The following is a 19,525-nucleotide window of genomic DNA, read 5'->3' on the forward strand; positions in this document are numbered from 1 at the left end:
AAATATGCTTAACGGGATGATTATTTTTATAGTCATTATAATTGAATATGTTAAATAAAAGGTGTTAACATCTAATTATCAGAATAAAAAGATTTTTAATAATATAATTATTATAGTTGCATATACTTTTTATATTTGATATATTAAGTATAACAACAGAACACATCATTATTGATATGTTCAAATAATAAATTAAAAAGGTGGAAATTAATTATGACAAATTTTCAATTAGATAAAGCACATAGTAGTATCGAGTTTTCAATTAAACATTTAATGGTATCTAAAGTTAAAGGTGAATTTACAGAATTCGATGGTGAAGTGACAGGGGATATTAATGACTTATCTTCATTACAAATTAAAGGGTCGGTAAAAGTTGACTCAATCGATACAAATAATGCTGACCGCGACGGACATTTAAAAACAGGTGACTTCTTCGAGGCAGCAACTTACCCAGAGATTAAATTTGTTTCTAAATCAGTTAGTGAGAACAAAATTACAGGTGATTTAACAATTAAAGATCAAACGCATGAAGAAACATTTGATTTAGAGTTCAACGGTGTCCACAAAAATCCAATGGATGGCAGTAGTGTCACAGGCTTTATCATTAATGGAACTGTAAATCGTGAGAAATATGGTATGAACTTCAATCAAGCATTAGAAACTGGCGGTGTAATGCTTGGTAAAGATGTTAAATTTGAAGTAGGTACAGAGTTCAGAATTGAAGAATAATAACGAATAAACAGAGCATCGTTTTTAGAATATCTAAAAACGATGCTCTGTTGTTTTGTATTTGCAGATTAAATTGAAAAATTGAGTCTTTTTCAATAAAGTTGTAAAATAGAGTAGTTATAGAAATATTCTTAGTTGAGAAAGTGAGTCGTTATTTTGAAGATAGATTTGAAAAAAACGTTGATTACTACTGTGTTAATGTTACTGGCGACATTACTGATTCACGTCATGCCTGTACTCTGTTTAATTATCGTACCATTTTTACTGATACCGACTGTAACGTTATATTATCATGATAGAAACAGCTATTATGTTATGAGTGGTATCGTTTTATTTACAACATTGTTTACTTCAATATTTGCGATGCAAGTAATGCTGAGTACGATTTTTGGCGCATATATCGTGGCACAATTATTATTAGAAAGAACGTCGAAAGAACGCATTCTGTATGTCCTTACAGGTTTTTATGCAATTTATTCGTTAATTTCTATGATCATATTACAGCTTACAGGAATAATGCCGAAGTCAGGTGCAATATTTGGTCCTGTTATTGATACATATTCTAATATTCTGATGAAAGAAGTTGAGCGCGGGACAATAACGAAAGATTATGCAGATTTAGTTTTATCAAGTACAGATGCAATAATATTGCAGATACCAGGATTACTGATTTTCTTTTTATTTTTACTCGCACTTATACAACTCGTTATTACGCTGCCTTTAGTAAGAAAATTTAAAGTATCAACGCCTGACTTCAGGCCGCTATATATGTGGCGCATTCCAAAGTCAGTACTGTATCTGTACTTTTTAACATTATTAGTATCGTTGTTTGTAACCGAAAGTGACGTCGTGCTGTTAGGCATAGTCACAAACTTTAAGTATGTGTTAGAATGGATTATATTCATACAAGGATTATCGCTCTTCAGCTACTTTATGAAAGTACGAAGAACGCCTACAGTATTAAACATTTTAATATACATATTTGCATTTATATTCTCACCAGTGACACAAATCTTTGGGATGATAGATATGATATTGAATTTAAAATCTAAAATAAAACGTAAGTAAGATTATAAATTTATCGAAGAGGTGTCAAAATGAACAGGAAGTATAACAGACAGACATTAATGATTCCTTTTATCGTGATGAGTGTGCTCGCACTTATCGTGACCGGAATACTGTATACGGAGAATGTCATGTTAGCTTTAGTTGCCGGATGTATTATATTCATGATGATATGTGTTTCTTTTATTTATATGAGACGTATCATACATGGAAATGAGGCATACATTGCACACTTATCAACAGTGATTGGTAATGGTAAGAAGTATGCGATTAGTGAATTGCCGATAGGTGTTTTATTGCTGGATGATAATGAGCGTATTGAGTGGCACAATCACTTTATGAACGAAAAAATAAGTGAGCCGATTATTTCAGAATCTATTCACGATGTATTTCCAAACTTACTTAATCAACTTAAAGTGAGTGGCATTAACGAAGCAAATGCGCATTATAAAGACTTTAAGTTTAAAGTCATGTACTCAGAAAAAGATAATGTACTTTATTTCTTTGATATTACGGATAAAGTGGAAACGCGTCAGCTATTCGAAGATTCTAAACCTGTAATTGGTATTATGTTCCTGGATAATTTTGATGAAGTTACTCAGAACATGACAGATGCGCAGCGAACAGAAATTAACAGTTTAATGTCTATGGAAATTAATAAGTGGGCAGAGATGAATAACGTTTACATTAAACGATATCAGTCAGACCAATTTATGATGTTCTTTAACCAGAAGATTCTTCATAAAATCGAGGAAACTAAGTTTAATTTATTAGATAATATTCGAGAAAAGAGCCGCGAAATTAAAACGCATATTACATTGAGTGTCGGTATAGGTGAAGGTGCAGATAACTTAATTGAGCTTGGGACGTTGGCGCAATCAAGCTTAGATTTAGCGTTAGGCCGTGGTGGTGACCAAGTTGCAATTAAGCACACGAACGGAAATGTAAGGTTCTATGGCGGAAAAACAGATCCTATGGAAAAAAGAACGCGCGTAAGAGCACGTGTAATTTCTCATGCCTTAAAAGATATTCTCGTTGAAGGTGATAACGTAATGATTATGGGGCACAAGCGACCAGATATGGATGCGATAGGTGCCGCAATCGGTGTTGCCAGATTTGCTAAAATGAATAATTTAAAGGCGAATATTATACTAAATCCTCACGATATCGATGATACATTATCACGTGTGATGAATGAAATTAGAGAAAAGCCAGAGCTGGATGAAATATTTATTACTTCAGAAGAAGCATGGAATTTAATGACGAAACGTACAACTTTAGTTATTGTTGATACACATAAACCAGAAATGGTTATCGATGAAAGTATATTAAATAAAGCTTCACGTAAAGTAGTAATCGATCATCACAGACGTGGAGAAGAATTTGTTTCAAACCCATTGCTCGTTTATATGGAACAGTATGCAAGTTCAACGGCAGAACTTGTTACTGAATTACTTGAATATCAACCAACTGAGCATAAGTTAACGCGACTTGAAGCGACTGTAATGCTTGCAGGTATTATCGTGGATACGCGCAATTTTACATTACGTACGGGCTCAAGAACATTTGACGCAGCGAGTTTCTTAAGAAATCATGGTGCGGATACGATATTATGCCAGCATTTCCTGAAAGATGATATGGATACGTACATTAAACGCTCAGAAATTATTCAGACCGTTGTTCTTGAAGAAGATGGTATTGCGATAGCACATGGGCCTGATGATGAAGTAATCCATCCTGTTATCGTTGCGCAAGCGGCAGATCAGCTGCTTAACATTGAAGGTGTCGAGGCATCATTCGTAGTAGCGAAACGTAAAGACAATGTTGTCGGAATATCTGCACGTTCATTAGGTGAAATCAACGTACAGCTTGTAATGGAAAAAATGGGCGGTGGCGGTCATTTATCTAATGCAGCAACACAAATTGAAGATATGACGGTTGAAGAAGTTATCGGTCAACTGAGAAACATTATTCATGAAGAAGAAGGAGAGGAATAAGATGAAAGTTATATTTACACAAGATGTTAAAGGAAAAGGTAAAAAAGGTGAAATTAAAGAAGTGCCTGTAGGATATGCGAATAACTTCCTGCTAAAAAATAAATTAGCTGTTGAAGCGACACCAGGTAATTTAAAACAGTTAGAAGCACAGAAGAAAAGAGTAGAAGCAGATAAACAGCAGGAGCTTGAAGATGCACAGGCATTAAAAGAAAAATTAGAAACACTTGAAGTAAAAGTGACTGCAAAGTCAGGTGAAGGTGGCCGTTTATTTGGTTCAGTCAGCTCTAAACAAGTTGCTGATGCATTAAATAAACAACACGGTATTAAAATTGATAAACGTAAAATGGATTTACATGATGGGATTAGAAGCTTAGGCTATACAAATGTACCAGTTAAATTACATAACAAAGTAAGCGGGACATTAAAAGTACATGTAACTGAAGCGTAATAGATAAGGAGGATAATATGGCAGATTATCTTGAAGGTAAGAAACTCCCGTTTAATTTAGTTGCGGAACAGTCCGTTTTAGGCGCTATCTTTATTGATAATGAAGTATTATCTTCCGTTCTAGAAGTACTCGTTCCCAGTCATTTTTACAGACAGGCACATCAGCATATATTTGAAGCGATGATGACGCTATCTGAGAAAAATGAAATTGTTGATATTGTAACAGTTGCAGATCAATTGACTTCTGAAGGAACATTAGAAGCAGCTGGCGGTGAACTGTACTTAGTTGATCTTGCAAGTATTGTACCAAGTGCACGAAATGTAGATTTTTATGCTGACATCGTATACAAAGATGCAATCAAACGTCGTTTAATTCATACGGCAGATACAATTATGGCGGATGGTTACAACGAAACACTTGATTTAGAAACATTGCTTTCAGATGCAGAGAAACGCATAATGGAAGTTTCGACGTCGAGAGGATCAGAGGGCTTTAAGGAAATTAAAGATGTATTAACACAAGTCTTTAACAATGCTGAAGAATTGGATAAAAACCAGGGCCAAACGCCGGGTATACCGACAGGTTACAGAGACTTAGACCAGATGACTGCGGGGTTTAACAGAAATGATCTGATTATTATTGCGGCACGTCCATCCGTTGGTAAAACAGCCTTTGCACTTAATATTGCGACACAAGTTGCAACGCATGACCGTGGAGATGAAGTGCCATACAGTGTTGGAATCTTTAGTCTTGAGATGGGTGCAGATCAGCTTGCAACACGTATGATCTGTAGTACAGGCAATGTTGATTCGAATCGTCTTAGAACAGGGACGATGGATGGCGATGACTGGAATAGATTCACCGTGGCAGTAGGAAAACTCTCTAAAACAAATATATTTATTGATGATACACCAGGTATTCGTATTACAGATATACGTTCTAAATGTCGCCGTTTAAAGCAGGAACATGGTCTTGATATGATATTAATTGACTACTTACAGTTAATTCAAGGATCTGGCAGCCGTTCAAGCGATAACCGCCAGCAGGAAGTATCAGAAATTTCGCGTATGTTAAAAGCACTCGCAAGGGAATTAGAATGTCCGGTTATTGCATTATCACAGCTATCACGTGGAGTAGAGCAAAGACAGGATAAACGTCCGATGATGAGTGATATCCGAGAATCTGGATCGATTGAGCAGGATGCGGATATCGTTGCGTTCTTATATCGTGATGACTATTATAATCGCGGTAATGGTGAAGAAGGCGAAGAAGCGGAAATTGATGCGGGTGCACAAGATGAGAATGGTGAGATTGAAATTATTATCGCAAAGCAGCGTAACGGTCCGACAGGTACTGTTAAACTTCATTTCTTAAAACAGTACAACAAATTTACAGATATTGATTATGCACATTCAGATGTATATTAATTAATAAAATGAATAAAACAACTAAGAACCGTACAATAAACTATAGTGTAAGTTTATTGTACGGTTTTTAGTTGTTATTAGCCATAACATGATTCACATAGTTTGTGAAAAAATAAAATTATTTTTGACTAAATATTAAAATATATTATGAAAAACATTGAGGAAACAACTGTTTCCAATATGTATCATATTCACATATCCTATATGATTAATATGACATAGAAAAAAGTGTATATTTATTAATGTTCGTTTTTTAGTTGATTTTTCATAATTTCATTGTTAAAATGTTTAAGGTTAGTGAACAAAATTTGGAGGTGCACTCATGTCATCAATCGTAGTTGTTGGGACTCAATGGGGAGACGAAGGTAAAGGTAAAATCACGGACTTTTTAGCAGAAGAAGCAAACGTTATTGCACGTTTTTCAGGTGGTAATAACGCAGGACATACAATTAAATTTGATGGAGAAACATACAAATTGCATTTAGTACCATCAGGTATCTTTTATTCAGATAAATTATCTGTTATTGGAAATGGTGTTGTAGTAGATCCTGTTGCATTATTAAAAGAATTAGATGCACTGAATGCACGTGGTGTGAAAACTGATAACCTACGCATTTCAAACCGTGCACAAGTTATTTTACCGTATCACTTAAAACAAGATGAATTAGAAGAAGAAAAACGTGGTGATAATAAGATTGGGACGACGAAAAAAGGAATCGGACCAGCTTATGTAGATAAAGCACAACGTATTGGTATCCGTATGGCGGATTTACTTGATAAAGAAACATTTGAAACAAAATTAAAAGAAAACTTAGCAATTAAAAACGAAATGTTTGAGAAGTTATTTGATGCTGAAGGTTTCAAATTTGAAGATATTTTTGAAGTATATTTTGCTGCTGGTCAACGTTTAAAAGAATATACAGTGGATACTGCAAAAGTATTAGACGATGCATTTATGGCAGATGAAAAAGTATTATTCGAAGGTGCTCAAGGTGTAATGCTTGATATCGATCACGGTACTTATCCGTTCGTTACTTCAAGTAACCCGATTGCAGGTAACGTAACAGTTGGTACTGGTGTAGGTCCAACGTTTGTAGATAAAGTTGTTGGTGTATGTAAAGCTTACACATCACGTGTAGGTGATGGACCATTCCCAACTGAATTATTTGATGAAGATGGTCATCATATTCGTGAAGTCGGTCGTGAATACGGAACGACTACAGGACGTCCACGTCGTGTAGGTTGGTTTGACTCTGTTGTATTACGTCATTCACGTCGTGCGAGTGGTATTACGGACTTATCTATTAACTCTATTGACGTATTAACTGGCTTAGAAACAGTTAAGATTTGTACAGCTTATGAGTTGGACGGTAAAGAGATTACAGAATATCCAGCGAATTTAAATGAACTCAATCGTTGTAAGCCAATCTTTGAAGAGTTACCAGGATGGACTGAAGATGTAACATCTTGTAAGTCTTTAGATGAACTTCCTGATAACGCACGTCGTTACTTAGAGCGTATTTCTGAGTTATGTAACGTAAAAATTTCTATCTTCTCAGTAGGACCTGATAGAAATCAGACCAACCTTTTAGAAAACTTATGGGTAAAATAAGAGGTAGAGAACTAAGATAAATAATAATGCACGAAAACATTCAATGTTTTCGTGCATTTTGTTATTAATGAATATCTCTTTTCTTAAATCTTCCGCCTTTAACTTCGGATACATTACCAATTGCAACAAATGCATTTTCATCGTAATGATTAACGATATCTTTAAGCTTAAACTCCTCTAGACGTGTAATGATACAGAAGATAACTTTCTTATCATCGCCTGTATATGCACCTTCACCTTTCAAATATGTTACACCACGTCCAAGGCGATCATTAATTGCGCTACCGATCTCTTCATGTTGATCACTAATAATCCATACCGATTTAGATTCATCTAAACCTTGCTGTACGATGTCAATTGTTTTAAAAGCGATAAAGTATGCGATAACAGAATACATCGCGGATTCCCATGTAAATACAAACCCTGCGACAGTATATATAAAGAAGTTGATTACCATTACAACCTCACCGACAGAAAAAGGTGTTTTATTGTTAATTAATATCGCAAGTATCTCAGTACCATCAAGTGATCCTCCATAGCGAATAACGAGACCAACGCCAAGTCCGAGTATGACGCCGCCAAATATTGTTACGAGAAACTTTTCATCTGCAAATGGAGGTACAGGATGTAATAATACTGTTCCGACTGATAATACTGCAATGGCGTATAAAGTAGAAATCGCAAATGTTTTACCAATCTGTTTATAGCCAAGATAAAAAAATGGAATATTTAATATAAATATAAAAAGTCCGATAGGAAGCTTTAAAAAGTGGCTGGAGATAATCGATATACCAACGATACCACCGTCCAGTAATTTGTTCGGTACTAAAAAAAGTTCAAGTGCAATCGCCATCAGTATGGCACCGATTGTGATTAATATAAATCTTTTAAGTTTCTCTTTCAAAGGTAGTTTTTTATGTGATTTTTTATAATTACTTGAAGTCGCCGCCATAATGTCTCCCCAATCGTATAAATATATAAATAATTATACAAAAAAATATAAAAAATTTTTAAAAATATGCTTGATATTTATAAAATTGTCATGCTATAATCAATCTTGTGTTAAAAAAATATGGCCCCTTGGTCAAGCGGTTAAGACACCGCCCTTTCACGGCGGTAACACGGGTTCGAATCCCGTAGGGGTCACCATTTTCAATTACATATTTATACATGGTCCCGTGGTGTAGCGGTTAACATGCCTGCCTGTCACGCAGGAGATCGCGGGTTCGATTCCCGTCGGGACCGCTTTTTAGAAGATACAGTTATGTATCTTCTTTTTTTTATGCTAATCGGCAGTATAGAAAAAGATAGTAAACAATGGTAAATTATAAAGTAGGTATTTATGAAATTTTTTAAGAAATGAGGAAACTAAATGTCGAGAAAAATCGTAGTAGTAGATGATGAAAAACCGATTGCAGATATATTAGAATTTAATTTAAAAAAAGAAGGTTATGATGTACATGTAGCTTATGATGGCGATGATGCTGTTGAGCTGATTTATGATATTCAGCCGGATATCGTACTGCTTGATATTATGTTACCAGGTCGTGATGGAATGGAAGTATGTCGTGAAGTGCGCAAAAAATATGATATGCCAATCATTATGTTAACAGCAAAAGACTCTGAAATTGATAAAGTATTAGGTCTTGAGTTAGGTGCGGATGACTATGTAACGAAACCATTCTCAACACGAGAATTAATTGCACGTGTTAAAGCGAATTTAAGACGTCACTACTCTCAGGCACAATCAGAAGAAAAAGAAGAAACAACAGATATTGTCATTAAAGATATCGTTGTTTATCCAGAAGCGTACTCAATTAAAAAACGCGGTGATGATATTGAACTTACGCATCGTGAGTTTGAATTATTCCATTACTTAGCGAAACATATCGGTCAGGTTATGACACGCGAACATTTACTTCAGACTGTATGGGGCTATGATTATTTTGGTGATGTGAGAACAGTAGATGTAACGATTAGACGTTTGAGAGAGAAGATAGAAGATGATCCAAGTCATCCAGAATATATTGTGACACGTCGCGGTGTAGGCTACTTCTTACAAACTCAGGAGTAATGAAATGAAGGCAGTATATAAGAAACTTCAATCATTACATATTAAACTTGTAGTTATCTATGTATTATTAATCATCATAGGTATGCAGATTATTGGTTTGTACTTTACGAACAATCTGGAAAAAGAGTTAACGAAAAACTTCAAAACAAATATTAATCAGCAAATTAAATCAATTAACTATGATATTCGAAATGTTTATAACGAGAATAAATCATCTCCGAATAAAATTCAAAAAGAAGTTCAGAAAGTTGTCGATGAGTACGCGATTCGAACGAAAATTGACACGATTAGATTTATCAATGACTCGGAAATGATTATTGCGATGAGTAATGAATCGAATAAAGATAACATTAACCAGAAAATAAATGATAAACAAATTCAAAACTCACTATCGCTTGGTAAAACGAATGATCGTATTAAATTACGTGATGATCCTGATGGTAAAGTACGTGTGTGGGTAAAAAACTTTCCGATTAAAGACGATAATAAAATATTAGGTGTTATTCATATAGAAGAATCTATTGAACCAGTTTATGCACAGTTAATGAAAATTAACAGTATTTTCATTATCGGAACGGGGTTATCTCTACTCATTACAATTATTTTAGGATTCTTTATCGCACGAACAATTACGAAGCCGATTGCAGATATGCGAAATCAGGCGCTTGAAATGTCGAAGGGTAACTATACAAACCGTGTTAAAGTATACGGAAACGATGAAATTGGTGAGCTTGCGCTTACATTCAATAATTTATCTAAACGTGTACAAGAAGCACAGGCGAATACTGAAAGTGAAAAGCGCAGACTCGATTCAGTAATTACGCACATGTCAGATGGCGTTATTGCGACAGATAGACGAGGTCGTGTGCGTATCGTTAATGAAATGGCACTTAAGATGTTGGATATGAATAAGGATGATGTTGAAGGCCGACATGTTCTAGACGTACTTGCGATCGATGCACATTACTCGCTTGAAGAACTGCAGGATATTGCAGGCGGTATTATTATCGATATTAACGAAAAAGAAAAATTAATTGTTAGAGCATCGTTTAGCACAATTATTCAGGATACAGGATTTATTACAGGTTATATCGCAGTATTACATGATGTTACTGAACAACATCACGTAGAAAACGAACGTCGGGAGTTTGTAGCGAATGTTTCACATGAGTTACGTACACCGCTTACCTCTATGCGCAGTTATATTGAAGCGCTTGAGGAAGGTGCGTGGAAAGATGAGAATCTTGCACCACAGTTTTTAAGTGTTACACGTGAAGAGACGGATCGCATGATTCGTTTAGTAAATGACTTATTACAACTTTCTAAAATGGATAACACAGATGACAACTTAAATAAAGAGCTTATCGATTTCAATATGTTTATCCATAAAATAATTAATCGATTTGAAATGTCTGAAGGAAAGAATGCGACATTTGTACGCGATATTCCTAAAAACGGAATATTCGTTGAAATTGATCCTGATAAAATGACACAAGTGTTCGACAATGTTATTACGAATGCGCTAAAGTATTCTAAAGGACGTAAAAAAGTTGAATTCCACGTGAAACAAAATACGTTATTCAATCGAATGACAATACAAATTAAAGATAACGGTATTGGAATTCCATTAAATAAAGTAGATAAAATATTTGACCGCTTCTTCCGTGTAGATAAAGCAAGAACACGTAAAATGGGTGGTACAGGATTAGGTCTCGCAATTAGTAAAGAAATTATTGAAGCGCATAACGGCAGAATCTGGGCGAATAGTAAGGAAGGGTATGGCACTTCGGTGTATATAACATTACCTTGCGAAGTGCTGGATGATGGTGATTGGGATGTATAAAAGCATATTTAAAGGGATTACGCTTATAGCACTTGTACTTATGAGTGTAGTCCTCACTTATAAAATATGGAACTTTAAGCCGAATCTTGCAAACGTTGATAATGCAATTACGAAAAGTTCGACTGCACTCAGTCCGAAAAATCTTGATAATATTCATAGTGCCTTTTTACCTTACCAAGTTATAAGTTATAAAGAGCATGACATCCAGGGAACTACAGATAAAGAACATTTAATGGAATATATCGATAACTTATCAGGGAAAAAACTCATTTCAATTAATAAGAAACCATTTGATATTAATTATATTTCTAAAGGAATGAGAGAGCAGTTTATTATTCTTGATTATGCAAATGACATGCCATTATCAATGTATTTAACAGATATTCTCGACAGTACTTTTAAAAATGATGTTAATGAGACATTTAATCGTCTCATTATTGATAGCCATTCTAAAGAAAACCTTATTCTATATGCTGTAACGAATCAGCAAACAATGATTGCGATCGAAATGAATGCATCAAGTGAGGCCTTTAATTCATTCATAAAGTCTAGCGAGAAGTCTATGGAAGATTATGCTAGGATTATTACGAATGCTCAAACAACAAATGAAAAAACAAGCATATACGTACCAGAACAACCAGCAGAATCAAAGCGTTATAGTTATCTAGCGGATATTATTAATGTAGATGATATAAATAAAGCAGTATTAGGAGATAAGAATAGTATTATAGAGCGAAAAGATAAAAATGGTACGAAAACTTACAATTCTAATACTGGTATCGTTAAAGTGAATAATAATGAATTGTATAAGTTTAACAATCTATCTGAAGTCAATCATGCAAAACCGCGTCCATTTATCCACTTAATAAATAGCTTTAATTTTATAAGTGAACATGGTGGATTTACGGATGATTATCGCTATTTTGATATAAAGCAGTCAGATTCTGCAATCAGTTATCAAATGTTCTTTAAAGGATATCCGGTATTTGATGAAAAGCAACTGAGTGAGATCAATGTAGTGTGGGGAGATAAAGATGTATATGAGTATAAACGTGGATTATATTCAACAAGTGTAGCTGTACCATCTACAAAGGATATTGAAAAATTACCATCAGCTGAAGAAGTTCGCTTTAAGCTAGCATCAAGCAGAGAGTATCAATTTGATAAAGTGTCGAATATGATGGTTGGATTTAAGATGGTTTACTCTGATGAAGATACGATTCAATCTACATTATCATTCCAACCTGAATGGTTTGTGAAATATAATAACGAATGGAAATTGTATCAGGATGGGAGGCTCGTTTAATGGATTGGAAACATGCGACTTCTCTTTTTATCTTTGTATTTCTGATCATTAACATTGCACTTGGATACATTTATTATGAAAAAGTTCAGCGTGCAAATATTGTAGAAGATACGAGTAGTGAAAAACTGGACTTTAACAAAGAAGGTATTAAATTACCGAAATTACCACCCGTTGATAATGTAGCGATGAATATTGTATCAGGAAAGAGTGCTGGTTTTACTCAGGATGCAGCAGACTTTGATAAGAAAAGCGAAGAACTGAGCACCGTGACAAAAGTAGAGATTAAACCTGTCATTAAACTTGCATCGATTCAGGAAGATGCTATTATAAAGGGATTAAAAAGTTACTTAGTCAACTATATTGATAAAGGTAAGGAATATACGTTAAGTGGTATAGACCGAACGAATAAGAAACTTTATTTTGATCAAGTATATGGAAAGTACCCGATACTCAACAATGATAAAGCACAGATTGAATTTTCTTATAATGAGAAGAATGAAGTCACCGCCTTTGAGCAAACATACTTAAAAGACATCCAGGAAGGTCTCGGTAAGAATAACGAGAAGAAAAATGTAATACCAGCTAAGGAAGCACTGGAAGTCCTTTACTATCAGACGAAGCTAGAACGTGGAGATGAAGTGACAAGCGTGCGTCTTGGATATTATTCAATCGTTCGAGAAGTACGTGGACAAGTATTGAAACCGACTTGGCAGGTGGCTGTACGTAAAAGAGATGGTAAGCTGGAAACGTATTATGTAGATGCAGTGAATCCGGAACAACCAATTTTGTAAGTTAAGTGAGTGATTTTATGATAAATATGTCAGTACTAGCAAGTGGCAGTACAGGAAATGCAGTTTATGTAGAAAGTGAAAAAGGATCACTTTTAGTAGATGCAGGACTAACAGGTAAAAAAATAGAAGGATTATTTGATCAGATTGATCGTAAAATTGAGAATTTAAATGGCATTCTCGTGACACATGAACACATCGATCACATTAAAGGACTCGGTGTACTCTCTAGGAAATATAAACTACCCGTGTACGCAAATGAGAAAACTTGGGAAAGAATAGAACATGCAGATAAAAACATACCAAGTGATCAGAAATTTATATTTAATCCATATGAAACGAAAACAATTGCAGGAATGGACATCGAATCCTTTAATGTTTCACATGATGCAGTAGATCCTCAGTTTTATATCTTTAACAATAACTATAAGAAGTTAACGGTAATAACAGATACAGGGTATGTGTCCGACCGAATGAAAGGTATGATTCACGGAAGTGATTGTTACGTGTTTGAGAGTAATCATGACGTGGATATGCTACGTATGGGAAGATATCCATGGAAGACGAAACAGCGTATATTAAGCGATATGGGACATGTATCGAATGAAGACGCTGCATATGCGATGCGTGATGTCATTACGGGGAGTACGAAACGTATATATCTATCGCATTTATCTCAGGATAACAATATGAAAGATATTGCACGAATGAGTGTGCAGCAAATATTGAACGCACATGATATCGATACGGAGAATGAAGTGTTGATATGTGATACGGATAAAGCGGTAGCGACACCGATTTATGAGATTTAAGTGTTCACATGTGTATAAGTGATACAAATTCACAAAATATGTGTATAACTATGGATAAGTGTGTGGGTAAGTGATGAGTTATCCACAAAATCGAAAAGATGTTCGGTAAAACGAGCATCTTTTTTATGTTTATGCAGCGTAATTTTACAATTTTTATATGAAAAATTTTGAAAATGTGATTATAATAAGGTTGTGAAATGTGAATATGTGATTAACTTGTGGATAAGTAGGATAACTTTTATAAAAAGGATGAATAAACATGAAAATTACAGTTATAACTGTGGGTAAATTGAAAGAAAAGTATTGGAAGATGGCAGTTGATGAGTACGTGAAGCGATTAGGTGCATATGCGAAAATGGAATTGATTGAAGTGGCGGATGAGAAAGATTCGGATAATATGAGTGAGAAAGATATTGAGATTGCGAAGAAGAAAGAAGCGGATAGAATACTATCTAAAGTGAAAGATGACAGCTTTGTGTATACGCTGGAGATACTAGGTAAACAACTGGATTCTGTGCAGCTGGCAAAAGAGATGGAGCAGAAGATGAATACAGGGAAAAGTCATCTGACGTTTATTATCGGTGGATCAAACGGTCTGCATCAAAGCGTTATGGACCGCTCTAACTTTGCGCTTTCATTCAGTAAGATGACATTCCCGCATCAGATGATGAAGGTAATATTGTTGGAACAAGTGTATAGAGGGTTTAGGATTATTAGAGGGGAAGCTTATCACAAATGATGCGGTTTTGCTTTTAAGATCAGATTGGAAAGTATGGGTGTTGTCGAATCATTTATTGATTTATTACAGCCATTCGTACATACAAAAAGCCATTTTATTTTTTCATCAGTTATATAATAGATATGAATAGTAAAATAAATTAAATATTGAAAAAAAGGGAGATAGAAATGCAAAGAAAGAAGATACCTGTGAAAGTAGAAAGAAGTTTATATGCTGAATCTCTAGGATGTTGTTTAAATCCTAATTGTAGACAGAGAATTGTTAACTATGAGGGAGATATAAGTGAAAAAGCCCACATAATTGAATATTCTCAATCACATGATAATAGTTATGAAAATTTAATAATATTATGTCCGAATTGTCATACCCGTTTTGATAGAAATGAAGAATTTACAATAGAAGAAATAAAAAGTTGGAAAAAAGTAAGACAAAAAGAGATAAGTAAAATATTAGAAGAAAGATTTTCGAGCTTTGAAGAGTTAGAAAAACAAGTGAAACCGCTATTACTAGAGAATCAAACAATTTACAATAATTATTATTTAAAAGATAATAAACGGCAATGGGAAAAATTCGAAAATACTATCGTTGTAAATAATAATAAAATAAAAAATTTATTAAATAAAAATGAGCATTTATTTGAGGATTATAACAATGGGGATAATACTAATAGAAAAATAGTAAATAGTTTTATCTTACATGTTGATGAGTTTCAAAGAACTAGATTAGATGGCGAAAAAGTTCGAGAAGTGTTATATCCTGAAAAATTAAATGCAATATTCGGCATTGAAGAAGATTTTCATGAATTTTTCTTGCCATCAGTTGAATCTTTAGAATGTTTGGTTAGTGTATTCTTACAATGTGGAAAATTAGATTACATAGAGTTAGGAGAAGAAAGACCTTTTATACAATTAAATAAGCTTGGAAAAAACGAAAAAATACACTTAGATAATTTACCAAGATTAAAACAATTGTATTATTCTCATAAGTGTTTTAGACAAACAAAGGTTAGACTAAATAGTTTAAATTTTGCTTTAAAATATCTCAATAAGAGTAATATAAAATATAGCTTCAAAGAATTACCTAGTTTAAGAGAAATAACTATCAACTCAAATAATATTATTTTTGTATATGAGTATTGTTTGACACAAGAATATTTATTTAGAAATGCGTTTCCACAAGGAACAACAATTGTTAATTTGCATAATTGGAATGAAGATAAAAGTATATCGGCAGATGCTAGAGACCTTGCCTCTGATATGGAAATAATATTATTAACTTTAAAAGAGTACTATTCCTATGTACATAAAATTAAGTGATATTATAATCAAGAATTTAGAAAAAGAAGTGAATATTTATAAAACATTCAATAAAGTGTATATCTTTGGGTCCTTTTTAAATAATACAAATCCCTCAAATGATATTGATATATTAATTATTTACAAAGATTATTCAAATGAATTTAGAAATGATTTGAATACATTTAAGCAAAATTTATCAAAATTAATAAACTTACCTCTTGATGTAAATGCTCTAAGTGAAAAAGAAGAAAGTGAGTTTAAGTTTATTACAAGATTAAATAATAATTATTTAGAACTAAAATAGAAGAAATTGTATAATATTAACATTTCTAAATTGTTCATTAAACCTTATTGTAACGGTGTTTTTAGACTATGAAGAAAATCAAGCTGATAGACAGCAATCTGAGTATATGTCTAATTGTTAGAAAAACTGGATGTTTTCTTACAGTTTAATGGTATAGAGTTATAGAATACTTCAGGAAAAGTATGTAAAAAAGTAGCCGAGAAGTTGGTTTTGAAAGAATATAACATTTAATATCATTCGAGAGTAATAAAAGATGATAAAAGTGAATTTTTAGATTGTATAAAAGAAAATAATCTTTAGTGATATCAGATTTATGGGTTACATTACTGTGTCTAACCACACGGAAAGAGACGAAAGACATGTCAATTTTTTGACATGTCTTTCTTAATTTTTATAGAGAAGTGTTAATTAGAGTTATAACCAAACTGTCGACTTTGCAATGCTTCCTTCCAGTACGACTCTCTCTGTAGAACTAACTTGTCGTCAACTTTCCCATTATAGTTTTCAAGTATTGTATATTGGAAATTTTCCTTAACATAGTCAAATCCTTTTTCTTCTACTAATGCTACCAACTCTTTATTACCACCATGACCGTTAGCTACATAGTTAGACCATCTGGTAAGCAACATTTTACTCATACTCGTTGCTGAACCAACGTACAACTTACCATTACTTTTATCTGTAATGAGATAAACTGCTTTTTGATTTTCAAGGGCAGCAATCCAGTCACGTTTACCACGATGAATAATTGTAGCGAGTTGTTGATAGGATAACTTAACTTTGTCATAACCCGGGAAATCATCACCGTCATATATAGTGGGTAATATCTGTTGAACAACTAATTCTTGGTGTAAGTCTTTGTAAAAGCGCCCTTGAGCCATGAAAGATTTCTTAAATTTGATGATAACTCGTCCATAATATTGTTCGTATTGTGGGAGTTCAACACCTTCATAATTGATACCTTCTAAAACATCTAGCTCTTTAGTCACTTTCTTAATCGTCGTAAGTAACCACGTATCGTATGAAAGTTTGAGTAAACATACTGCAGTCTGACCTACATTAAAGTACCTCGATTTGTTCCTCCAAAATAGCCATTGTGTATTCACTTCTTCAGGGTTTTGCTTAAATACTTCCATAGGATCAACAAAGCCATTTGATTGGTTGAACTTGATTTTCACAAGATTCATTTCTTCTTCTGTAAAACCAAGTAAATCATTAATTTTTATTTGCGACATAATTGATGCCCCTTTTCTAATTAAGTAATATAATCATATCAAACAAGCGTGATTGTGAGATAATAGAATTGAAAATAATTGATACAAATTATCAAAATTTGGTGGTGAATGAAATGGACGATAGGCTATTAACTCAAACTATAAGCGATCTAATTGATTTGAAATATGAGGGTGGCTATTGGGATTACAAACAAGAACATCATTCAAAAGAAAATAATCACAAATTACTGCATGATATTATCTGTCTTGCTAATAACCTTGAAAATAGAGAAGCATACCTCATTATTGGTGTAGACGATAATGGAAAAGTTGTTGGTTTTAAAGGTGATAGTTTTAGAAGGAATCAGCAGCAGTTAAATGATTTAGTAAGACATAAAAGATGGGAAGGTTATGGTGCGCCTAATATTAGACTTCGTACTATAAATATTGAAGGAATAGAGGTTGATGTAATAGTTATTCAGCAATCTATCCATGTACCATATACATTGGGAGAAGATATTAAGCCTAAAGGACAAAAGAATACATTCTTAAGAAAACATACCATATATACAAGGAATCAAGATAGCAATACTCCACATAATGGAGCTGCTACAATTACTGAGGTAGAACATTTGATGAAGATTAGATTAGGCATATTGCCTAATCCAATAGAAAGAATTAGAAGATATATTGATGACGTGGAAAACTGGAAATTAATTAATTCTAATTATGAGGGTATGTCCTGGTACTATCTATTACATCCTGAATTTACGATTGAATTATTAGATGAAGAGGAAGATGAGAATGCTAGCCCTCCTAATTTTTCTTTCGTTCAAATAAATGGGAGAAATTCTAAATTAAAGATTAATTTAAAGTATCATTCGACAATACTATATAAAGATTTTGCAAGGTATGTTGATGAAGCACGAGGAATTGTAGTATATCCCGATTTTTCAGCATTGAATGCATTTAAGTTAGGTAGTAAATTTACTAATACTTTTGATTATTATATTAAGAACTCAATTAAAATACAGCTTTCATCATTTTTAATGAAATTAAATCGTTTAGATAGAGAAGGGTGTTTATGGGAAAGGCATCTTTCCTATATACCTATTTTTATAGACGCAGATGAGATGAATGAAGTTAAATCAATTATTAATAAAAACTCTGATCAAGCTATGATAGATGTTACTCATTACAAAGAAGAAGTAAGTATATCAGGTTATAATACAGGTTTAACTGATGATGAAAGGGAGTTCGTAAAGCAAGATTTGGCAACAAATTTAATGGTAATTAATAAGATAAAAGAATATAGAGAAACTATTTGAGAAGATAAAACAGACATTTAGGGGATGTGTCACTAATGGTAACTATTGAAACGGAACGTTTAATCCTACGTGAGCTAAGAGAAGATGACAAAGTAAATCTAGCTAAAGTCCTCTCTAATCCTATATCTATGCAATACTATAATCATCCGTTTAATGAGCATGAGGTTGAAGAATGGATTAAGTGGAATATCGAAAATTATGTTACATATGATTGTGGTCTATGGGCTGTTATTCTGAAAGAAGATGGAACTTTTTTAGGTGACTGTGGTATAACGATGCAAAATATTGATGGAGAGGTTCTACCCGAGATTGGATTTCATATTATTAAAGGATACTGTAATAAAGGTTATGCAACTGAAGCGGAGAAAGCATGTATGAAATATGCTTTTAATGTTTTGGGATTTGAAAAAATATATTCATATTCAACTATAGATAACTTGCCATCTCAAAAAGTAGCATCAAAAATAGGAATGAAAAAACATAAAGTTTTTGATAAGAACGGTATACAACACATTGCTCATATTATAGAGGAGTGAAGGAT

Annotated in this window: 18 protein-coding genes and 2 tRNA genes; 18 read left to right on the forward strand and 2 right to left on the reverse strand. The window is 33.4% G+C overall.

Annotated features, from left to right (window positions below; translation table 11 throughout):
• Positions 1-213: 213 nt before the first annotated feature.
• The 6 genes from LAU42_RS00075 to LAU42_RS00100 all read left to right on the forward strand — a co-directional run bounded on the left by LAU42_RS00075 (position 214) and on the right by LAU42_RS00100 (position 7,278).
• A complete protein-coding gene (locus LAU42_RS00075; RefSeq protein WP_224183725.1) occupies positions 214-729 on the forward strand; it encodes a YceI family protein in 516 nt (171 codons plus the stop codon).
• Between the two features lie 168 nt (positions 730-897).
• Positions 898-1,797, forward strand: coding sequence for a DUF2232 domain-containing protein (locus LAU42_RS00080; protein WP_224183726.1), 900 nt, complete (start codon positions 898-900; stop codon positions 1,795-1,797).
• Positions 1,798-1,826: 29 nt separating this feature from the next.
• On the forward strand, positions 1,827-3,791 hold the full coding sequence (locus LAU42_RS00085; RefSeq protein WP_224183727.1) for a DHH family phosphoesterase: 1,965 nt from the start codon (positions 1,827-1,829) through the stop codon (positions 3,789-3,791).
• A gap of 1 nt (position 3,792) precedes the next feature.
• Positions 3,793-4,239 carry a 50S ribosomal protein L9 gene (gene rplI, locus LAU42_RS00090; protein ID WP_224183728.1) on the forward strand — a complete coding sequence of 149 codons (447 nt, stop codon included), beginning with the start codon at positions 3,793-3,795 and terminating at the stop codon, positions 4,237-4,239.
• Positions 4,240-4,256: 17 nt separating this feature from the next.
• Positions 4,257-5,666 (forward strand): replicative DNA helicase, encoded by a 1,410-nt coding sequence (dnaB, locus tag LAU42_RS00095; RefSeq protein ID WP_224183729.1) that lies wholly within the window; start codon positions 4,257-4,259, stop codon positions 5,664-5,666.
• Positions 5,667-5,988: 322 nt separating this feature from the next.
• Positions 5,989-7,278: an adenylosuccinate synthase gene (locus LAU42_RS00100; protein ID WP_224183730.1), complete on the forward strand. Its 1,290-nt coding sequence runs from the start codon at positions 5,989-5,991 to the stop codon at positions 7,276-7,278.
• Positions 7,279-7,342: 64 nt separating this feature from the next.
• Here the strand turns inward: LAU42_RS00100 and LAU42_RS00105 are convergent, their stop codons facing one another.
• Positions 7,343-8,230, reverse strand: a complete 888-nt coding sequence (locus tag LAU42_RS00105) for a YitT family protein (protein ID WP_224183731.1) — start codon at positions 8,228-8,230, stop codon at positions 7,343-7,345.
• Positions 8,231-8,352: 122 nt separating this feature from the next.
• Here LAU42_RS00105 and LAU42_RS00110 point away from each other — a divergent pair.
• The 10 genes from LAU42_RS00110 (at position 8,353) to LAU42_RS00155 (ending at position 16,442) form a co-directional block, all read left to right on the forward strand.
• Positions 8,353-8,427 (forward strand) — tRNA-Glu (locus LAU42_RS00110).
• 23 nt (positions 8,428-8,450) lie between these two features.
• Positions 8,451-8,523: transfer RNA gene (locus LAU42_RS00115), tRNA-Asp, on the forward strand.
• A gap of 127 nt (positions 8,524-8,650) precedes the next feature.
• Positions 8,651-9,352: a response regulator YycF gene (gene yycF / locus LAU42_RS00120; RefSeq protein ID WP_224183732.1), complete on the forward strand. Its 702-nt coding sequence runs from the start codon at positions 8,651-8,653 to the stop codon at positions 9,350-9,352.
• A 4-nt stretch (positions 9,353-9,356) separates the two neighbouring features.
• On the forward strand, positions 9,357-11,195 hold the full coding sequence (walK, locus tag LAU42_RS00125) for a cell wall metabolism sensor histidine kinase WalK (protein ID WP_224183733.1): 1,839 nt from the start codon (positions 9,357-9,359) through the stop codon (positions 11,193-11,195).
• On the forward strand, positions 11,188-12,501 hold the full coding sequence (locus LAU42_RS00130) for a YycH family regulatory protein (protein ID WP_224183734.1): 1,314 nt from the start codon (positions 11,188-11,190) through the stop codon (positions 12,499-12,501). Before walK ends, LAU42_RS00130 begins: the two co-directional genes overlap by 8 nt.
• Entirely contained in the window at positions 12,501-13,292 is a 792-nt protein-coding gene (locus tag LAU42_RS00135) for a two-component system regulatory protein YycI (protein ID WP_224183735.1), read from the forward strand. The genes LAU42_RS00130 and LAU42_RS00135 overlap by 1 nt, the downstream gene beginning before the upstream one ends.
• Before the next feature lie 17 nt (positions 13,293-13,309).
• Positions 13,310-14,101 carry an MBL fold metallo-hydrolase gene (locus LAU42_RS00140; RefSeq protein WP_224183736.1) on the forward strand — a complete coding sequence of 264 codons (792 nt, stop codon included), beginning with the start codon at positions 13,310-13,312 and terminating at the stop codon, positions 14,099-14,101.
• Positions 14,102-14,360: 259 nt separating this feature from the next.
• Entirely contained in the window at positions 14,361-14,840 is a 480-nt protein-coding gene (gene rlmH / locus LAU42_RS00145; RefSeq protein WP_224183737.1) for a 23S rRNA (pseudouridine(1915)-N(3))-methyltransferase RlmH, read from the forward strand.
• A 167-nt stretch (positions 14,841-15,007) separates the two neighbouring features.
• Positions 15,008-16,156 (forward strand): HNH endonuclease signature motif containing protein, encoded by a 1,149-nt coding sequence (locus tag LAU42_RS00150; protein WP_224183738.1) that lies wholly within the window; start codon positions 15,008-15,010, stop codon positions 16,154-16,156.
• The gene (locus tag LAU42_RS00155) at positions 16,137-16,442 is read left to right on the forward strand and encodes a nucleotidyltransferase domain-containing protein (RefSeq protein WP_224183739.1); all 306 of its coding nucleotides are present in this window, start codon (positions 16,137-16,139) and stop codon (positions 16,440-16,442) included. Before LAU42_RS00150 ends, LAU42_RS00155 begins: the two co-directional genes overlap by 20 nt.
• Positions 16,443-16,846: 404 nt before the next feature.
• On the opposite strand, the gene LAU42_RS00160 is transcribed toward LAU42_RS00155, so the two are convergent.
• Positions 16,847-17,677 (reverse strand): GIY-YIG nuclease family protein, encoded by an 831-nt coding sequence (locus LAU42_RS00160; RefSeq protein ID WP_224183740.1) that lies wholly within the window; start codon positions 17,675-17,677, stop codon positions 16,847-16,849.
• A gap of 68 nt (positions 17,678-17,745) precedes the next feature.
• On the opposite strand from LAU42_RS00160, the gene LAU42_RS00165 reads away from it, so the two are divergent.
• Positions 17,746-18,984, forward strand: a complete 1,239-nt coding sequence (locus LAU42_RS00165; protein ID WP_224183741.1) for an ATP-binding protein — start codon at positions 17,746-17,748, stop codon at positions 18,982-18,984.
• A gap of 35 nt (positions 18,985-19,019) precedes the next feature.
• The gene (locus tag LAU42_RS00170; RefSeq protein WP_224183742.1) at positions 19,020-19,520 is read left to right on the forward strand and encodes a GNAT family N-acetyltransferase; all 501 of its coding nucleotides are present in this window, start codon (positions 19,020-19,022) and stop codon (positions 19,518-19,520) included.
• The last annotated feature ends 5 nt before the right edge of the window (positions 19,521-19,525 follow it).

Source organism: Macrococcus armenti, from assembly GCF_020097135.1.
In the GTDB taxonomy this organism is placed as follows: domain Bacteria; phylum Bacillota; class Bacilli; order Staphylococcales; family Staphylococcaceae; genus Macrococcoides; species Macrococcoides armenti.